This window comes from Rhizobacter sp. (assembly GCA_019635355.1).
Classification (GTDB): Bacteria; Pseudomonadota; Gammaproteobacteria; order Burkholderiales; family Burkholderiaceae_C; genus Rhizobacter.
Genome location: JAHBZQ010000001.1, coordinates 4,612,492 through 4,629,421, shown reverse-complemented (window position 1 = coordinate 4,629,421; position 16,930 = coordinate 4,612,492). Strand labels below are relative to the sequence as shown.

Here is a 16,930-nt window from a genome sequence, read left to right as displayed (position 1 = left end):
GAGGGGCCGAGAAACTCAGGCGAGTTTCCCGTGGCATTGTTTGTACTTCTTGCCGCTGCCGCACGGGCAGGGGTCGTTGCGACCGACCTTGCCGAGGTACTGGTCGGCCACGGCCTGCGCGGCATCGGTCTCCTGCGACACGCTGCCGTCTTCGTTCGGGTGCGTGTAGGTGACGTTGGAGATGGCCTCGGCACGCTGCTCGATGGCCTCGGCCGCTTCGGCCACCTGCTCCTGGGTCTGGATGCGCACGGTCATCAGCACGCGCGTCACGTCCATCTTCACCACGTCGAGCAGCTGGCTGAAGAGCTCGAAGGCCTCACGCTTGTATTCCTGCTTCGGGTTCTTCTGCGCATAGCCGCGCAGGTGAATGCCCTGGCGCAAGTAGTCGAGCGCGGCCAGGTGCTCGCGCCAGTGCTGGTCGATCGACTGCAAGAGGATCATGCGTTCGAAGGGCATGAACTGCTCGGTGCCCACGCGGTCGAGCTTTTCCTGGAAGGCGTCGTTGCCGGCCTTCACGACCATCTCGACAATGTCCTCGGCCGACACGGCGGCGCTCTTCTCCACGTGCGCCTTGAGCGCCAGCTCCAGCTGCCACTCTTCGCGCAGCGTCTTCTCGAGGCTGTCGAGGTCCCACTGTTCTTCCACGCTCTCGGGCGGCACGTAGGTGTGCACCACGTCGGTCAGCGTGCTTTCGCGCAGGTTGGTGATCTGGGCCGTGAGATCGGCCGCTTCGAGGATCTCGTTGCGCTGCTGGTAGATGACCTTGCGCTGGTCGTTGGAGACGTCGTCGTACTCCAGCAGCTGCTTGCGCATGTCGAAGTTGCGAGCCTCGACCTTGCGCTGCGCACCTTCGATGCTGCGCGTGACGATGCCGGCTTCGATGGCCTCGCCTTCGGGCATCTTCAGGCGGTCCATGATGGCGCGCACGCGGTCGCCGGCGAAGATGCGCATCAGCGGGTCTTCGAGCGACAGGTAGAAGCGCGAGGAGCCCGGGTCACCTTGCCGGCCGGATCGGCCACGCAGCTGGTTGTCGATGCGGCGGGATTCGTGGCGCTCGGTCGCGATGATGCGCAGGCCACCAGCGGCCTTCACCTTCTCGTGCAGGCCTTGCCATTCGTCGTGCAGCTGCTTGATGCGCGCGGCCTTGTCGGCTTCGGGAATGGACTCGTCGGCCTCGATCAGCTGCACCTGCTTCTCGACGTTGCCGCCCAACACGATGTCGGTGCCGCGGCCGGCCATGTTGGTGGCGATGGTGATCACGCCCGGGCGGCCGGCCTGGGCCACGATCTCGGCTTCCTTCGCATGCTGCTTGGCGTTGAGCACCTGGTGCGGCAGCTTGGCGGCCTTGAGCTTCTCGGAGATCAGCTCCGAGTTCTCGATCGAGGTCGTGCCCACCAACACCGGCTGGCCACGCTCGTGGCAGCTGCGGATGTCTTCGATGACCGCGTTGAACTTCTCCTTGTTCGTCTTGTAGACGAGGTCGAGTTCGTCCTTGCGGGCGGTCGGCTTGTTGGGCGGGATGACCACGGTCTCGAGGCCGTAGATCTCCTGGAATTCATAGGCCTCGGTGTCGGCCGTGCCGGTCATGCCCGACAGCTTGCCGTACATGCGGAAGTAGTTCTGGAAGGTGATCGAGGCGAGCGTCTGGTTCTCGCTCTGGATCTGCACGCCTTCCTTGGCTTCGACGGCCTGGTGCAGGCCATCGGACCAGCGGCGGCCCGTCATCAGGCGGCCGGTGAATTCGTCGACGATGATCACTTCACCGTCTTGCACCACGTAGTGCTGGTCGCGGTGGTAGAGGTGCTTGGCCCGCAGCGCGGCGTACACGTGGTGCATCAGCGTGATGTTCTGCGGGTCGTAAAGGCTCGCGCCCTCGACCAGCAGGCCGGCTTCGGCCAGCACACGCTCGGCGTTCTCGTGGCCTTCTTCGGTGAGGAAGACCTGGTGCGACTTCTCGTCGACGGTGAAGTCGCCCGGCTCGATCACGCCTTCGCCGGTGCGCGGGTCGGCTTCGCCGATCTGCTTCTTGAGCTTGGGCACCACGGCGTTGATGCGCACGTAGAGCTCGGTGTGGTCTTCGGCCTGGCCGCTGATGATGAGCGGCGTGCGGGCTTCGTCGATCAGGATCGAGTCGACCTCGTCGACGATGGCGTAGCTCAGGCCCCGCTGCACACGATCGGCGGTCTCGTGGACCATGTTGTCGCGCAGGTAGTCGAAGCCGTACTCGTTGTTGGTGCCGTAGGTGACGTCTGCGGCGTAGGCGGCCTGCTTCTCCTCGCGCGGCATCTGCGGCATGTTCACGCCAACAGTGAGGCCGAGGAAGGTGTAGAGGCGCCCCATCCATTCGGCGTCGCGGCGGGCCAGGTAGTCGTTCACCGTCACCACGTGAACACCCTTGCCGGTGATCGCGTTCAGGTAGACGGGCAAGGTGGCCATCAGCGTCTTGCCTTCGCCGGTGCGCATTTCGGCGATCTTGCCGTTGTGCAGCGCCATGCCGCCGATGAGCTGCACGTCGAAGTGGCGCATCTTCAGCACGCGCTTGCTGCCTTCGCGCACGACGGCGAAGGCTTCCGGCAGCAGCTTGTCGAGCGACTCGCCTGCGGCCGCACGCTTGCGGAACTCGTCGGTCTTGGCTTTCAGCGCCGCATCGTCGAGCTTCTCGAACTGCGTCTCCAGCGCATTGATCTGCTGCACCACTGCCCGGTACTGCTTGAGCAGGCGGTCGTTGCGGCTACCGAATATCGAAGTCAGGACTTTGGGCAACATGCAGCGTCAGGGGATTTGGAGCGAGGGACTGCAAGCCCTGGACGCACGCGCGCACAGAGCCCGCGCAGCGCGGGAAAAGCCGCGAATCTTACACCGCGGGTTTGACCCCGCCGGGTGGGTCAGCGGGGTGCCTGCACCGTGGCTGGGGCTGCTGTGTTGGCAGTGGCGGCGGCCGTGCGCGGCAGGGCGGGCGGCGCCTTCCCCGAGAGGAACTTGGCGGGGTTTTGCAGCACGCCTTCCACGCTCACCTCGAAGTGCAGATGCGGCCCGGTCGAGCGCCCGGTGGTGCCGACCTGAGCCACGACCTGACCACGCTTCACGAGGTCCCCTGGTTTCACGAGGATCTTGGAGGTGTGGGCGTAGCGGGTCGCCAGGCCATTGCCGTGATCGATCTCGAGCAGGTTGCCGTAGGCCGGATGGAAGTCGGTCGAACGCACCACGCCACCCGCGGCCGCCATGATGGGCGTGCCCACGTCGGCGGGAAAGTCGAGGCCGGTGTGCAGCGCCGGCCGGCCCGAGAACGGGTCGGAGCGGAAGCCGAAGCCGGAGCCGACACCGCCGTTGATCGGCGGGCTGTTGGGCACCATCAGCGCTTCGAGGCGCTTTTCGAACAGGCGCGACTCGATCATCGTGAAGAGGTCGGCGCTCTGCTCGGCCGACTCGTCGAGCGAGTCCATCATGCCGTTGAGCTGCTCCAGCGACGGCTTGCGGGCCGGCACGAACGGGCCACCCTGTCCACCGCGACGCAAGGCCGGGGCGATCTGCTTGAGTTCGTCCGGCTTCACGCCGGCCAGGCCCGAGACCCGTTCGCCGATGGCTTCGAGCTTGATGAGCTTGGCCTGCATCTCGCCGACCTTCTGCGCCATGGCATCGAGGTTCTCGCGCATGAAGCGGTCGCGCTGGGCGAACTCGTCACGCACCACGAGGCGCACGATCTGGCTCACCACCGGCCAGCCTTCGCGGGCGGCCTTGAGGAAGATGACGTGGTAGATGGTGCCCGACAAGGCCAAGAGCCCGATCAGGAAACCGATGGCGAGGGCGATCAGCTGCAGGCGGTTGAAGTGCAGGACGCGCGTGCGCGCCATGTTGCCGTGGGTGATCATGATCTGCATCGCTAAACTCCTTGCGGTGAACCCGAAGCAGCCCCCGGTCACCCCCAACGCCATGCGCATGCAGGAAGCCATGGCCTCGAGCCCCCCTCTTGCGCGCCTGCAACAGCTGATGCGGGAATCGAACGACCGCTTCGACGCTGTGCGCCCTGTCTTGCCGGCGGCTCTGGCCGCTCACGTGAAACCCGGACCCGTGGATGGCGACGGGTGGTCGTTGCTGGCGGCGAACGCCGCCGTGGCAGCCAAGCTGCGCCAGCTTCAACCTCGGCTCGAGGATGCACTCAAGCAACGGGGATGGCAGGTTACTTCAATCAGGATCAAGGTTCAATCGGCGTAAGGCCACGCAAACGCCGAGCTGATACGAGACGTATCAGTGCCGCTGAGAAGAACTCGAAGAGATGGTGCCCCCGACAGGATTCGAACCCGTGACCTTCGGTTTACAAAACCGCTGCTCTACCAGCTGAGCTACAAGGGCAAACGCAAAACGCTTGTGATTCTAGGACTTGCGTCCGTTCACGATGGTTACTTGATGCGCTTGAGCGCAGGCCGTCCGCCACCCGCGGGAGGCTCGGGCGGCTCGCCGTCATCGGTGGGCTTGCCGGCAGGCGCGTCGGTGGCCGGCAAGGCGTCGCCGGTGGCGAGACGCAGGCCTCCCGGCTGCGTCGGCCGATCCGCGACGGGTGCGGGCTCGGGTGACGCCACCGTGGCCGGCTCGCTGGGCACCGGGAAGGCCATGCCCTGCCCGTTCTCACGTGCGTAGATCGCGATCACGTGATCGACCGGCACGGCGATGTCGCGCGACACACCGCCGAAGCGTGCCTTGAACTCGATCAGCTCATTGCCGAGCTTGAGCGAGGTGGTGGCCTCGAAGCCGACGTTGAGCACGATCTCGTTGTTCTTCACATACTCGAACGGCACCTGCACGCTGGCATCGACGTACACCGCCAGATACGGCGTGAAGCCGTTGTCCGTGCACCAGTCATGCAGGGCACGGATCAGGTAAGGCCGGGTGGATGTCCCGGCATTGCCCGGTGTCGTCGGGATCAGGCTCATGCGAGTGCGCTTACTTGCGCATCACCTTCTCGGAAGGCGTCAGCGCTTCGATGTAGGCGGGGCGCGAGAAGATGCGCTCGGCGTACTTCAGCAGCGGCACGGCGTTCTTCGACATGTCGATGCCGTAGTAGTCGAGGCGCCACAGCAGCGGGGCGATGGCCACGTCGAGCATCGAGAAGTCGTCGCCCAGCATGAACTTGTTCTTCAGGAAGATCGGCGCGAGCTGCGTCAGACGGTCGCGGATCTGCGAGCGAGCCTTCTCGAGCTGCTTGTCGTTCGGCTTGGCACCGGTGCTGCGCCCCTCGAGCACGTTGACGTGGGCGAAGAGCTCCTTCTCGAAATTGAGCAGGAACAGGCGCACGCGCGCACGGGCCACCGGGTCACCCGGCATCAGTTGCGGATGCGGGAAACGCTCGTCGATGTACTCGTTGATGATGTGCGACTCGTACAGGATGAGGTCGCGCTCCACCAGGATGGGGACCTCGTTGTACGGGTTCATCAACGCGATGTCTTCGGGCTTAGCGAAGAGGTCGACGTCGCGGATCTCGAAGTCCATGCCCTTCTCGAACAGGACGAAGCGGCAGCGGTGCGAGTAGGGGCAGGTGGTTCCGGAGTAAAGCACCATCATGATGGCGGCTCCTTTGAGCAGATGAGGTCTTGCAAAACACAAACGGAGTGGGCGGGCCAGGGTGGCAGCGCTCCACTCCGCAGACGGTCAGCGGCCGGGGATCCCGGCCGCCTCGCGTTCGCTTATTTCACGTCTTTCCAGAAGGCGGCGTTCAGGCGCCACGCAATGAACGTGAAGAGGGCCAGGAAAAGCAGCACGAAGACGCCGAGCCTGACGCGGTCGTGCTGGGCGGGCTCGCCCATCCACTGCAGGAAGGCCACCAGGTCGCCCACGGCTTCGTCGTAGTCGTTCTGGCTCAGCGTGCCCGGGGTGAGCTGCGTGTAGCCGACGAAGCGGTGCACGGTCTTGCCTTCGTGGTGCGGGTCCTTCTCCTCGACGTACTTCGGCGCGCGCTGGCCCTGCAACTCCCAAAGCACGTGCGGCATGCCCACGCTCGGGAAGACGAGGTTGTTCCAGCCGGTCGCCTTGGTGTCGTCGCGGTAGTAGCTGCGCAGGTAGGTGTAGAGGTAGTCGGCGCCAGAACCCTTGCCGATGTCGGCGCGCGAACGGGCGATCACGGTCAGGTCGGGCGGCACGCCGCCGAACCATTCCTTGGCCTGCTTCGGGTCCAGAGTGGTCTTCATCGTGTCGCCGACCTTGTCGGTGGCGAACATGAGGTTCTTCTTGATCTGGTCTTCCGACAGGCCAATGTCGCGCAGGCGGTTGTAGCGCATGAACGAGGCCGAGTGGCAGTTCAGGCAGTAGTTGACGAAGAGCTTGGCGCCGTTTTGCAGCGATGCCACGTCGGTCGTCTTCGCAACGGGGAAACGGTCCCAGGCGATGCCACCTTCGGCCGCCACGGCGCCCGCGGTGAAGCCGAACGACGCCAGCAGGATGAGGATGAGTTTCTTCATGGTGTGTGATTCCGGCTTGCGTCTCGTCAGTGGGCGCTGAAGGTCACGCGGTCAGGCACCGGCTTGGATTGGCCGATGCGGCTCCACCAGGGCATGAGCAGGAAGAAGCCGAAGTAGAAGAGCGTGCCGACCTGCGACACCCTTTCGCCGGTGGGCGACGGTGGCTGCACCCCGAGGTAGCCCAGCACCGCGAACACGACGACGAAGATGCCGTACATCACCTTGTGCCAGCTCGGGCGGTAGCGGATGGACTTGGCTTCGGCGCGGTCCAGCCAGGGCAGGAAGAACATGATGATGACGGCACCGCCCATCACGACCACGCCCCAGAACTTGGCCTCGAAGGTCAGCAGCAGGCCGGCGGCGACAAGCGCACCGATCGCAATGGCCAGCTTGCCCAGACCCGAGAAGCCACCGCGCACGATGGCCAGCACGGCACCCAGGCCGACCAGCGCGACGAGCACGTAGACCATCTGATCGGTCGTGGCCCGCAGCATCGAGTAGTACGGCGTGAAGTACCAGACCGGAGCGATGTGCGCCGGGGTCTTCAGCGGGTCGGCCGGGATGAAGTTGTTGTACTCGAGGAAGTAGCCACCGAACTCGGGCGCGAAGAACACCACCGCCGCGAAGAAGAACAGGAAGATGCTCGTCGCGTAGATGTCGTGCACCGTGTAGTACGGGTGGAACGGCACGCCGTCGAGCGGGATGCCGGCCGCGTTCTTCTTGGCCTTGATCTCCACGCCGTCGGGGTTGTTGGAGCCCACTTCGTGCAGCGCGATGATGTGCGCGACAACGAGGCCCAGCAGCACCAGCGGCACGGCGATCACGTGGAAGCTGAAGAAGCGGTTCAGCGTCGCATCAGACACGACGTAGTCGCCGCGGATCAGCAGCGCCAGGTCGGGGCCGACGAAGGGCACGGCCGCGAACAAGTTCACGATCACCTGGGCGCCCCAGTACGACATCTGGCCCCAGGGCAGCAGGTAGCCCATGAAGGCTTCGGCCATCAGGCACAGGAAGATCGCACAGCCGAAGATCCACACCAGCTCGCGCGGCTTGCGGTAGCTGCCGTAGATCATCCCGCGGAACATGTGCAGGTAGACCACGATGAAGAAGGCGCTGGCGCCGGTGGAGTGCATGTAGCGCACCAGCCAGCCCCAGGGCACGTCGCGCATGATGTACTCGACCGAGGCGAACGCCAGGTTCGCGTCGGGCTTGTAGTGCATCACGAGGAAGATGCCGGTGACGATCTGGATCACCAGCACCAGCAGCGCGAGCGAGCCGAAGACGTACCAGAAGTTGAAGTTCTTCGGAGCGTAGTACTCGCTCATGTGCTCTTTGTAGAGCTTGCTCGCGGGGAAACGGTTGTCCACCCACGTCATCAGCTTCTCGCCGATCGGGGCATTGGGGCTGACTTGCTTGAACTCGGCCATATTGTTCTCCTGAATTGCCTCTGCGCCTGGGGTCAGGCCTTCTTGTCTTCGCCGATCAGCAGGCGGGTCTCAGACAGGTACATGTGCGGAGGCACTTCGAGGTTGTCAGGGGCGGGCTTGTTCTTGAACACGCGGCCAGCCATGTCGAAGGTGGAACCATGGCACGGGCAGAGGAAGCCGCCGGCCCAGTCGTCGGGCAGCGAAGGCTGCGCGCCGGGTTGGAACTTGTCGGAGGGCGAGCAGCCGAGGTGGGAGCAAATGCCCACGGCGACCAGGATCTCGGGCTTGATCGAGCGGTGCTCGTTGCGGGCGTATTCGGGGGTGAGTTCGTCGGGCTTGCGGGTCGACTTCGGGTCGGCCAGCTGGGCGTCGATCTTGGGCAGCGCGGCCAGTTGCTCGGGGGTGCGCTTGATGATCCACACCGGCTTGCCACGCCATTCGACGGTGACCTTTTCGCCCGGCTTCAGCGAGCTGATGTCGACTTCGACAGCCGCGCCAGCCGCACGGGCCCGCTCAGAGGGTTGGAAGGTGCTGACAAAGGGCACGGCGGTGGCGACACCACCGACTGCGCCTGCACCACAGGCGATGGCAACCCACGTGCGGCGGCCTTGATCGACTTGCTGGTCACTCATGGAGGTCCTCGGAATACGTCTTCTTTACAGAAGAAAGCTTCTAATCAGGGGGCAACCGACGATTCTAGCGGACGTGTCAAGCCCATCGGCCGCTGCCTCGTGCCGCGCGGCGAGCAGGCCACAGGCCGCCGGCGCGCCTTGACATCCCGGGGGGCTCGGCAATACTGTGCCGCACCCATTTTCAGGAGGAACCCATGGGATTCGCCACCGAGTTCAAGGAATTCGCGATGAAGGGCAATGTCGTCGACCTGGCGGTCGGCGTCATCATCGGCGCGGCCTTCGGCAAGATCGTCGACTCGATCGTCAAGGACCTCGTGATGCCCGTCATCGGCAAGATCATCGGCGGGCTGGACTTCTCCAGCTACTTCATCATGCTGTCGGCTCCGCCGGCCGATTTCAAAGGCCCGATGACCTACGAGGCGCTCACCAAGGCCGGCGTGCCGCTCTTCGCCTATGGCAACTTCATCACCGTGGCGCTCAACTTCGTGATCCTCGCCTTCATCATCTTCATGATGGTCAAGCAGATCAACCGCCTGAAGAAAGAGGCACCACCCGCCCCGCCAGCCGCCACGCCGGAAGACGTGGTGCTGCTGCGCGAGATCCGCGACGCGCTCAAGAAGTAGGCAGGCCGCCGGCACGGGCGGTTGATTTGCGGCCCCAGGCGGCCCGTCGCCGCGGGGCAACGCCGTGGCGGCCGCCGTCGGTTTGGCCCCATACTTGCAGGACGTGCGCTCAAAAGGCGAGACATGAGCGCGTCCCGGCCGGCCGAGCTCGGCACCGTTCGAGATGAATCAGACCGACCCACGCGCCCAGGCTGCGTTCGACGCAGCCATGCATCACATCAAGACGACCACGGCCACGGTCGCGGATCGTGTGAGCGACCATCTGGGCGTGCTGGCCTCGGCCGCCACGCGCATCTTCGACCGTGACGCGCTGATCAACACCCAGCTTGACCTGCGGCGCCACATGAGCACCTTCGTGCTCGTGTTCGCCGATACCCTCGCCAAGCGCGTCACGCGCGAGCTCAGCCCCAACCGCGAAACCGGCCGCAGCCTGGCCGAAACCGACTGGCAGTCGCTCAGCCTCGTCGACGACAACGAAGTCGAAGAGCAGATGCACGCCGACCGCATCGGCCAGGCCATCAGCCATGGCTGCGAATGGGAGTTGCGCGAGATCGCCTCGTACACCGGCCAGTTGCTCGGCATCGGCCGTGCCGAACATGAGCGCAACCCCTTGCGCGGGGAGGTGCTGGGCGAAGCCATGTACCGCGCGATCACTTCGGTCAGCAACGACCGCGATTGCCGCAAGATCCTGGCCCGCGAGCTGGCGATCGGCATGTCTCGCGTCATGCCGCAGTGCTATGCCGACATCCTGAAAGACTTCCGCGCCCGCGGGATCCAGCCGGTGGGCCTCACCGTGCGCGGCGTTGAAGGGCCTGGCAACGAGATCGCGCGCGACCACGTGATTTCCGGCTACGACAAGCTGCGCCGCGAGCACGACCAGTCCACCGGAGGCGGACATTTCAGCGGAAGTGCTCACGCCAGCTTCGAAGACACCAATGCTGGCACACCGAGCCGGTCCGGGCCGGCCACGGGACGTGGAGGTGGCGTGGGTGTCGGGCCGGGACTCGCGGGCTTGGGAGGAGGCCACGGTGCCGGCGGATCCGGGCCCGGCGTCGCTGGACAAGGGGGTGGCTACGCGGGCGTGCCTAGTCAACCGGCCTCCTATGGCGGTCGGCCGCCCGGGGCCACCGCGTCCCAGGCCAGCCCCACCAGCACGAGCCGCAGCGCAGCCGAGGGCGCAGGGCGCGGTGGCCTGGGCGGCCGCGCCGGACCATCCGGTACCGGCGCCCCGGGGGGCCAGGCCGACGCGGAGATGATGGCGCTGATCCGCCGCCTGACGTTCCTCGCCACACGTCCAGCCGATCTCGGAGGACCGACCGCACCCTCTGGCCTGGGCGGCACGAGCGGCTTCGGCAGCGCGCGATCCGCCGGCGGCGCGGTGACAAGCGGCAGCGGCTACGGCGACCTCGCCTCCGGCCTGATGGCCGCCAACCTCATCCGTGCGCACCGCGACGAGCTGCGCCAGGCGTCCACCGGCGCCCTCGATCACATGGTGATCGACGTGGTCGGCAGCCTCTTCGACCAGATCCTCTCCGACCCGCGCGTGCCGCCGCAGATGGCGCGCCAGATCGCCCGCCTGCAGCTGCCGGTGCTGCGCGTGGCGCTGCAGGACAACAGCTTCTTCTCGTCGCGCAAGCACCCGGTGCGCCGCTTCGTCAACCGCATGGCCTCGCTGGCGGCGGCCTTCGAAGACCTCGACGAAGGCACCGGCAAGCAGTTCATGGCGCGGGTGCGCGAGCTGGTGCAGGAGATCGTCCAGGGCGACTTCGACCAGATCGAGCTGTACTCGAGCAAGCTCACCGCGCTCGAGAATTTCGTCGCCCAGCAGGCCAAGGCCGAGGTCGAGGAAACGGCCAAGGCCGTCTCGGTGCTCGACGGCAAGGAGTCCGACCTGCGGGTGCAGCAGCGCTACATGCTGCAGCTGCGCACCGCGCTCGGCCCTCTGTCGCTGCCCGACTATCTGCGCGACTTCCTGGCCCAGGTGTGGAGCCAGACCATCGCGCTCGCCACGCGCCGCGAAGGCGCCCAGTCCGAGACGGTGCAGCGCCTGAAGCGCGCCGGCCGCGACCTCGTCATGAGCGTGCAGCCCAAGGGCTCGCCCGCGCTGCGCAAGAAGTTCCTCATGCAGCTGCCGCCGCTGATGAAGGACCTGAACGAGGGCATGAAGCTCGTCGGCTGGCCCGAGGCAGCGCAGAAAGACTTCTTCGGCAAGCTACTGCCCGCGCACGCCGACTCGCTCAAGGCTCCACCGCTCAGCGAGCTCGACTACAACCTGCTGGCCAAGCAGGTCGAAGGCGTGTTCAACACGCCAGTGCCCGAGCCCGACGCGCTGCTGCGCGACGTGCCGATCACGAGCACTGCCGGCGGCGCCGCTGCCGCCGCCCTCGAGCCGCAGTTCTCCGATACCGAGGCCCAACAGATCGGCCTCGTCAGCGAGACGGCGGTCGACTGGTCGAAGGACGTCGACATCGACCTCACCGCCGTCGAGGCCGAGCCCGAGCCCGTCAACAGCGCGCCCGACACCTCGCCGGTCGACCTCAACCTCGACCTTGCCGCCACGCTCGACATCAACCTCGACGCCTCGGCCGAGCCCGCGGAGCCGACGCAGGGCGTGCAGCTGATGGACCACGTGAAGCTCGGCTTCGCGTACCGCATGCACTTGAACGACCAGTGGCAGAAGGTACGCCTGAGCTACGTGAGCCCGGGGCGCGCCTTCTTCGTCTTCACCCGTGGCAAGCGCCACACCGAGACGGTGTCGCTCACCGCGCGCATGCTCTCGCGCATGTGCGAGACCGGGCGCTTCAAGGCGTTCGAAAGCTCCTATCTGATCGAGCGGGCGACCGCACGCGCCCGCAAGCAGCTCGCGGCGCTCACGGCCAACAGCAAGTAGCTACGCCGACAGCCGCCGCGCCATGCGCAAGGCGGCGATCAGGCTCGACGCATCGGCACGGCCCGTGCCCGCGATGTCGAACGCGGTGCCGTGGTCAGGGCTCGTGCGCACGAAGGGCAAACCGAGCGTCACGTTCACCCCCTGCTCCACGCCGAGGTACTTCACCGGGATGAGGCCGTGGTCGTGCGTCATCGCCACCACCACGTCGAACTCACCCGGGTGGCCGGGCGCATGGCGGGCGCGCATGAAGACGGTGTCGGGTGCGAACGGCCCGGTGGCGTCGATGCCTTCGGCCCGTGCGGCCGCGATCGCGGGCGCGATGATCCGCAGCTCTTCATCGCCGAACAACCCGCCCTCGCCCGCATGCGGGTTGAGCCCCGCCACCGCGACGCGCGGCGCCGCGATGCCGACGCGGCGCATGGCGCGATCGGTGATGCGCAGGGTCTCGAGCACCGCGTCGAAGGTCACCGCATCGATCGCCTTGCGCAGCGACATGTGGATGGTCACGAGCACGGTGCGCAGTTCCTCGTTGGCCAGCATCATGCGCACCGGCGGCAGCGCCTCGCCCGGGACGGCAGCCAGCGCCTGCAGCATCTCGGTGTGGCCCGGGAAGCCGACGCCGGCCGCCGACAACGCCTCCTTGTGGATGGGCGCGGTCACGATGCCCCGCGCCCGCCCGGCCCGCACCAGGCCTACAGCCTGTTCGATGCAAGCGGCAGCGGCCGCACCGGCGCGGGCATCCACGCGCCCCACACCCGCCTTCAGCAGATCGGCCGGCAATCCACTGGCCTGCAGCAAGGGCACGCACCGCGGCGGGCAGTCGTCTGCATCGCCTGGCCGCTCGATCGTGGCGACAGCCAGGCCCTGCCCCGATTGCGCCACCGCGCGGCGCATCACCGCCACGTCGCCCAGGACGAACGCGCCTTGTGCCTGACCCGAGGCAAACGCCTTGGCGATGATCTCGGGCCCGATGCCGCAGGCATCGCCCATCGTGATGACCAGCGGCGCGGTGCTCACGTCAGGCCGGGTTGTCGATCTCGATGAACTGGTGCTCGAGGCCGAACTTCTCGGCCACGTGCGCCCCGAGGGCCGGCGCACCGTAGCGCTCGGTCGCATGGTGGCCGCAGGCGAAGAAGGCCACGCCCGTCTCGCGCGCCAGATGGGCCTGCGGCTCCGAGATCTCGCCGGTGATGTAGGCCTCGGCGCCGGCGGCGATCGCGGACTCGAAGTACCCCTGGGCGCCGCCGGTGCACCACGCGATGCGCTGCAAGGTCACACCGGGGCGGCCCTCGACCATCACCGGCTCGCGGCCAAGCCGGTAGGTCAGCATGGCCTTCAGCGCGGCGGTGGTCAGCGGCTGCGCCGGTGCTCCGACGAAGCCGATGTCCTGCTCGCCGAAGCGCCCGTCGGGCACGAGCTTGAGCTTGACGCCGAGCTGCGCGTTGTTGCCGTACTCGGGGTGGGCGTCGAGGGGCAGGTGGTAGGCGTAGAGATTGATGCCGTGCGCCATCAGCAGCTCGACCCGCGCCTTCAGCCAGCCGGTGAGACGGCCGTCGTGGCCGCGCCAGAAAAGGCCGTGGTGCACGAGGATGGCATCCGCCTGCTGCTCGATCGCCGCCTCGATGAACGCACGGCTCGCGGTCACCCCCGAGACGAGCTTCTTCACCTCGGGCTTGCCCTCGACCTGCAAACCGTTCGGCCCATAATCCCGGAACTTCCCCACGTCGAGCAAGGCGCCGAGGTACGTCTCGATGTCAGAGCGTGTGGCCATGAAGATTTCAGGATCGGGTTGATGCGCAGGACGTGGCTCATTTTCTCCCAAGCCGTCACGGTGGCGGTGGCCTTGTGGTTCGTGATCGCGACCCTCAAGCCCGAGTGGATCCGCCGTGACACCGTCTCCGGCCTTCCCGCCGCGGTGTCCATCCTCCAGGCCCCGGCCCTGCCCGCGTCAGCGGTCGGCATCGGCAACGTGCCCAGTTACTCGGCCGCCGCCAAGCGCGCCACGCCGGCCGTGGTGAGCATCACCGCCAGCAAAACGCCGCAGCGCAACCCGCACACCGAAGACCCGTGGTTCCGCTTCTTCTTCGGCGACCAGCCACAGCGGCAGCAGCAACCCCAGATCGGCCTGGGCTCGGGCGTGATCGTCTCGGCCGACGGCTACCTGCTGACCAACAACCACGTGATCGAAGGCGCCGACGACATCGAAGTGCAGCTCTCCGACGGCCGCCAGGCACGCGCCAAGGTGGTCGGTGCCGACCCCGAGACCGATGTGGCGGTGCTCAAGATCTCGCTCGACAAACTGCCGGTCATCGCCTTCGGCAGCGTCGAGTCGGCACAGGTGGGCGACGTGGTGCTGGCCATCGGCAACCCCTTCGGCGTGGGCCAGACCGTGACCTCGGGCATCGTGAGCGCGCTCGGCCGCAACCAGCTCGGCATCAACACCTTCGAGAACTTCATCCAGACCGATGCAGCCATCAACCCCGGCAACTCAGGCGGGGCGCTGGTCGACGCGCAAGGCAACCTGCTCGGCATCAACACTGCCATCTACTCGCGTTCGGGCGGCAGCATGGGCATCGGCTTCGCCATCCCCGCGAACACGGCACGGCTGGTGATGGAAGGTCTCATCCGCGATGGCCAGGTCACCCGGGGCTGGATCGGCGTGGAGCCACGCGACCTCACGCCCGAGATTGCCGAGACCTTCAACCTGCCGATCAAGCAAGGCGTGCTGATCACCGGCGTGCTGCAGAACGGCCCGGCCGCCGCGGGCGGCGTGCGCCCGGGCGACGTGGTGGTGAAAGTGGCCGACACGCCCGTGGCCAACACGGTGCAGCTGCTCGCGGCAGTGGCGGCGCTCAAGCCGCAGACCGCGGCAACACTGTCGGTGCAGCGCGGTGACCGCACGCTCGAACTCAAGGTGGTGGTGGCCCAGCGGCCCCGATCCGGCCCGCCGCGCGAGCGCTGAGTCAAAAAAAACGGCGCCCGAGGCGCCGTTTCTTCTTCAAGTGGTCGTCTTCTCTTCCGGTGCCTTGGTGTGCTTGATGAAGAGCACCGAGGCCCAGATGCCGAGCTCGTACAAGATGCACATCGGGATCGCCAGCGCCAGCTGCGAGATCACGTCGGGCGGCGTGACCACCGCGGCGATGATGAACGCCAGCACAATGAAGTAGCCGCGAAAGCCCTTCAGCCGCTCGATCGACACGATGCCCAGCCGCGCCAGCACGATCACGACGATCGGCACCTCGAAGGCGAGGCCGAAGACGATGAAGAGCGTGAGCACGAAGCCGAAATACTGCTCGATGTCTGGCGCGGCAGTGATGCTGGTGGGCGCGAAGTTCTGGATGAACTGCGCCATCGCCGGCAACACGAGGAAGTAGCAGAAGGCCACGCCCACGAAGAAGAGGATGGTGCTCGACACCACCAGCGGCAGCACCAGGCGCTTCTCGTGCGTGTAGAGGCCCGGCGCGACAAAGGCCCAGGTCTGGTACAGCACATAGGGCAGCGCCACCAGGAAGCCCGACATCAGCGTGATCTTGAGCGGCACCAGGATCGGCGAGATCACGTTGGTCGCGATCAGCGTGGCGCCCTTGGGCAGGTGAGACACCAGAGGCGCGGCGAGCAAGTCATACAGCGCACCCGAGCCCGGCCACACCATCAGGACGCCGAAGCACACCAGGATCGCGATCGTGGCGCGGATCAGCCGATCACGCAGTTCGACGAGGTGGGCGACAAAAGGCTGTTCGGTTCCGGCGAGTTCGTCGGGTTTTTCTTCTGTGCTCATGCCGAAGATCCGCTACGAGGCGGACGGAAACGCGCCACCCGCGCCGCGCCCGACTGGGCCTTGGCGCGGATGCCGGTGCGCTGCTTGTACCAAAGCGGCATCGCACTGCGCTTGACGCGCCACTTCTTGCGCGGGTGCTTGTAGACGGGCACGGCGTCGTGCATGCCGCCGGTGAACGGGGCCGGCTCGGCGTCGGCCCAGGCGTTCTCGAGCGCGGCGGTGGCCTGGTTGACTTCGCTCGTCACGCTCTGCTCGACGTCGCGCGCCGCGTCCTCGAACTGGCCCTTCATCTTCTTGAGCTCTTCCAGTTCGATGGAGCGGTTGACCTCCGCCTTCACGTCGGCCACATAACGCTGCGCCTTGCCCAGCAGGTGGCCCACCGTGCGGGCGACACGCGGCAGCTTCTCGGGCCCGATGACGATGAGCGCCACCGCGCCGATCAGCGCGAGTTTGTCGAAGCCGAAATCAATCAAGGATCAGGACTTCGTCTTGGCGTCGACGTCGACGGTGTTGGGGTCCTGGGCCTTGTTGGCCGTGACTTGCTGGTTGGCAGCGGGGGGAGCGTCGTTGCCCGCGGAGCCGTCTTTCATGCCGTCCTTGAAACCCTTGACGGCGCCGCCGAGGTCGCTGCCGATGTTCTTGAGTTTCTTGGTGCCGAACACCAGGACGACGATGGCCAAGACGATGAGCCAGTGCCAGATGCTGAATGAACCCATGTGGATCTCCTGAAGGGAATATGGAAGTTTAGGTGACGCTCACGCGCCAGGGTTCAACCCTTGGCCCAGGGGCGCGGGCCGCCCATGGCATGAAGGTGCAAATGCGGCACTTCTTGGCGCCCGTCGGGGCCGTTGTTGACCAGCACGCGGAAGCCCCCGGTCACGCCGAGCTGCTTCATCAGCACCGGCGCCAGCGCCAGCATGCGGCCGAGCAGCGCCTGGTGTTTCTCGGGCGTGGTGTCGTAGAGCGATTCGATGTGCTCCTTGGGGATGACCAGCACGTGCTGGGGCGCCCACGGGGCGATGTCGTGGAAGGCGAGCAGGTCGTCGTCTTCGTACACCTTGCGGCTCGGGATCTGCCCGGCGACGATCTTGCAGAAGATGCAGTTGGGGTCGTGTGTCATGTTGATCTCAA

General features: G+C 66.3%; 17 protein-coding genes and 1 tRNA gene. 4 read left to right on the top strand and 14 right to left on the bottom strand.

From position 1 onward, the window contains the following. Positions 1-15: 15 nt before the first annotated feature. Entirely contained in the window at positions 16-2,766 is a 2,751-nt protein-coding gene (gene secA, locus KF892_21575) for a preprotein translocase subunit SecA (protein ID MBX3627614.1), read from the bottom strand. 119 nt (positions 2,767-2,885) lie between these two features. Further along, a complete protein-coding gene (locus KF892_21570; GenBank protein ID MBX3627613.1) occupies positions 2,886-3,878 on the bottom strand; it encodes a M23 family metallopeptidase in 993 nt (330 codons plus the stop codon). A 52-nt stretch (positions 3,879-3,930) separates the two neighbouring features. Here KF892_21570 and KF892_21565 point away from each other — a divergent pair, with 52 nt between their 5' ends. Further along, entirely contained in the window at positions 3,931-4,212 is a 282-nt protein-coding gene (locus KF892_21565) for a DUF721 domain-containing protein (GenBank protein MBX3627612.1), read from the top strand. Positions 4,213-4,274: 62 nt separating this feature from the next. On the opposite strand, the gene KF892_21560 is transcribed toward KF892_21565, so the two are convergent. The 6 genes from KF892_21560 to petA all read right to left on the bottom strand — a co-directional run bounded on the left by KF892_21560 (position 4,275) and on the right by petA (position 8,508). After that, positions 4,275-4,350: transfer RNA gene (locus KF892_21560), tRNA-Thr, on the bottom strand. 47 nt (positions 4,351-4,397) lie between these two features. Then, entirely contained in the window at positions 4,398-4,928 is a 531-nt protein-coding gene (locus KF892_21555) for a ClpXP protease specificity-enhancing factor (protein MBX3627611.1), read from the bottom strand. Between the two features lie 10 nt (positions 4,929-4,938). After that, the gene (locus tag KF892_21550) at positions 4,939-5,556 is read right to left on the bottom strand and encodes a glutathione S-transferase N-terminal domain-containing protein (GenBank protein ID MBX3627610.1); all 618 of its coding nucleotides are present in this window, start codon (positions 5,554-5,556) and stop codon (positions 4,939-4,941) included. A 122-nt stretch (positions 5,557-5,678) separates the two neighbouring features. Next, positions 5,679-6,449, bottom strand: coding sequence for a cytochrome c1 (locus KF892_21545; protein ID MBX3627609.1), 771 nt, complete (start codon positions 6,447-6,449; stop codon positions 5,679-5,681). Between the two features lie 26 nt (positions 6,450-6,475). After that, positions 6,476-7,876, bottom strand: a complete 1,401-nt coding sequence (locus KF892_21540; GenBank protein ID MBX3627608.1) for a cytochrome bc complex cytochrome b subunit — start codon at positions 7,874-7,876, stop codon at positions 6,476-6,478. 32 nt (positions 7,877-7,908) lie between these two features. After that, positions 7,909-8,508, bottom strand: a complete 600-nt coding sequence (gene petA, locus KF892_21535) for a ubiquinol-cytochrome c reductase iron-sulfur subunit (protein ID MBX3627607.1) — start codon at positions 8,506-8,508, stop codon at positions 7,909-7,911. Between the two features lie 194 nt (positions 8,509-8,702). Here petA and mscL point away from each other — a divergent pair, with 194 nt between their 5' ends. Further along, positions 8,703-9,131 carry a large conductance mechanosensitive channel protein MscL gene (mscL, locus tag KF892_21530; GenBank protein MBX3627606.1) on the top strand — a complete coding sequence of 143 codons (429 nt, stop codon included), beginning with the start codon at positions 8,703-8,705 and terminating at the stop codon, positions 9,129-9,131. A 163-nt stretch (positions 9,132-9,294) separates the two neighbouring features. Then, a complete protein-coding gene (locus KF892_21525) occupies positions 9,295-12,021 on the top strand; it encodes a DUF1631 family protein (protein MBX3627605.1) in 2,727 nt (908 codons plus the stop codon). On the opposite strand, the gene pdxA is transcribed toward KF892_21525, so the two are convergent. Both pdxA and KF892_21515 read right to left on the bottom strand, forming a co-directional pair. Then, positions 12,022-13,011 carry a 4-hydroxythreonine-4-phosphate dehydrogenase PdxA gene (gene pdxA, locus KF892_21520; protein ID MBX3627604.1) on the bottom strand — a complete coding sequence of 330 codons (990 nt, stop codon included), beginning with the start codon at positions 13,009-13,011 and terminating at the stop codon, positions 12,022-12,024. A gap of 28 nt (positions 13,012-13,039) precedes the next feature. After that, positions 13,040-13,792: a Nif3-like dinuclear metal center hexameric protein gene (locus KF892_21515; GenBank protein ID MBX3627603.1), complete on the bottom strand. Its 753-nt coding sequence runs from the start codon at positions 13,790-13,792 to the stop codon at positions 13,040-13,042. 21 nt (positions 13,793-13,813) lie between these two features. On the opposite strand from KF892_21515, the gene KF892_21510 reads away from it, so the two are divergent. Next, entirely contained in the window at positions 13,814-14,983 is a 1,170-nt protein-coding gene (locus tag KF892_21510) for a trypsin-like peptidase domain-containing protein (GenBank protein MBX3627602.1), read from the top strand. Between the two features lie 36 nt (positions 14,984-15,019). On the opposite strand, the gene tatC is transcribed toward KF892_21510, so the two are convergent. From tatC to KF892_21490, 4 genes are read right to left on the bottom strand one after another with little or no spacing between them, the layout of a single operon-like run. Further along, complete coding sequence (gene tatC, locus KF892_21505) at positions 15,020-15,799, bottom strand: twin-arginine translocase subunit TatC (GenBank protein MBX3627601.1); 780 nt, start codon at positions 15,797-15,799, stop codon at positions 15,020-15,022. Beyond that, positions 15,796-16,272, bottom strand: coding sequence for a Sec-independent protein translocase protein TatB (gene tatB / locus KF892_21500; protein ID MBX3627600.1), 477 nt, complete (start codon positions 16,270-16,272; stop codon positions 15,796-15,798). The genes tatC and tatB overlap by 4 nt, the downstream gene beginning before the upstream one ends. A gap of 3 nt (positions 16,273-16,275) precedes the next feature. After that, complete coding sequence (tatA, locus tag KF892_21495) at positions 16,276-16,515, bottom strand: Sec-independent protein translocase subunit TatA (GenBank protein MBX3627599.1); 240 nt, start codon at positions 16,513-16,515, stop codon at positions 16,276-16,278. Between the two features lie 53 nt (positions 16,516-16,568). Further along, the gene (locus tag KF892_21490; GenBank protein MBX3627598.1) at positions 16,569-16,919 is read right to left on the bottom strand and encodes a histidine triad nucleotide-binding protein; all 351 of its coding nucleotides are present in this window, start codon (positions 16,917-16,919) and stop codon (positions 16,569-16,571) included. Between the last annotated feature and the right edge of the window lie 11 nt (positions 16,920-16,930).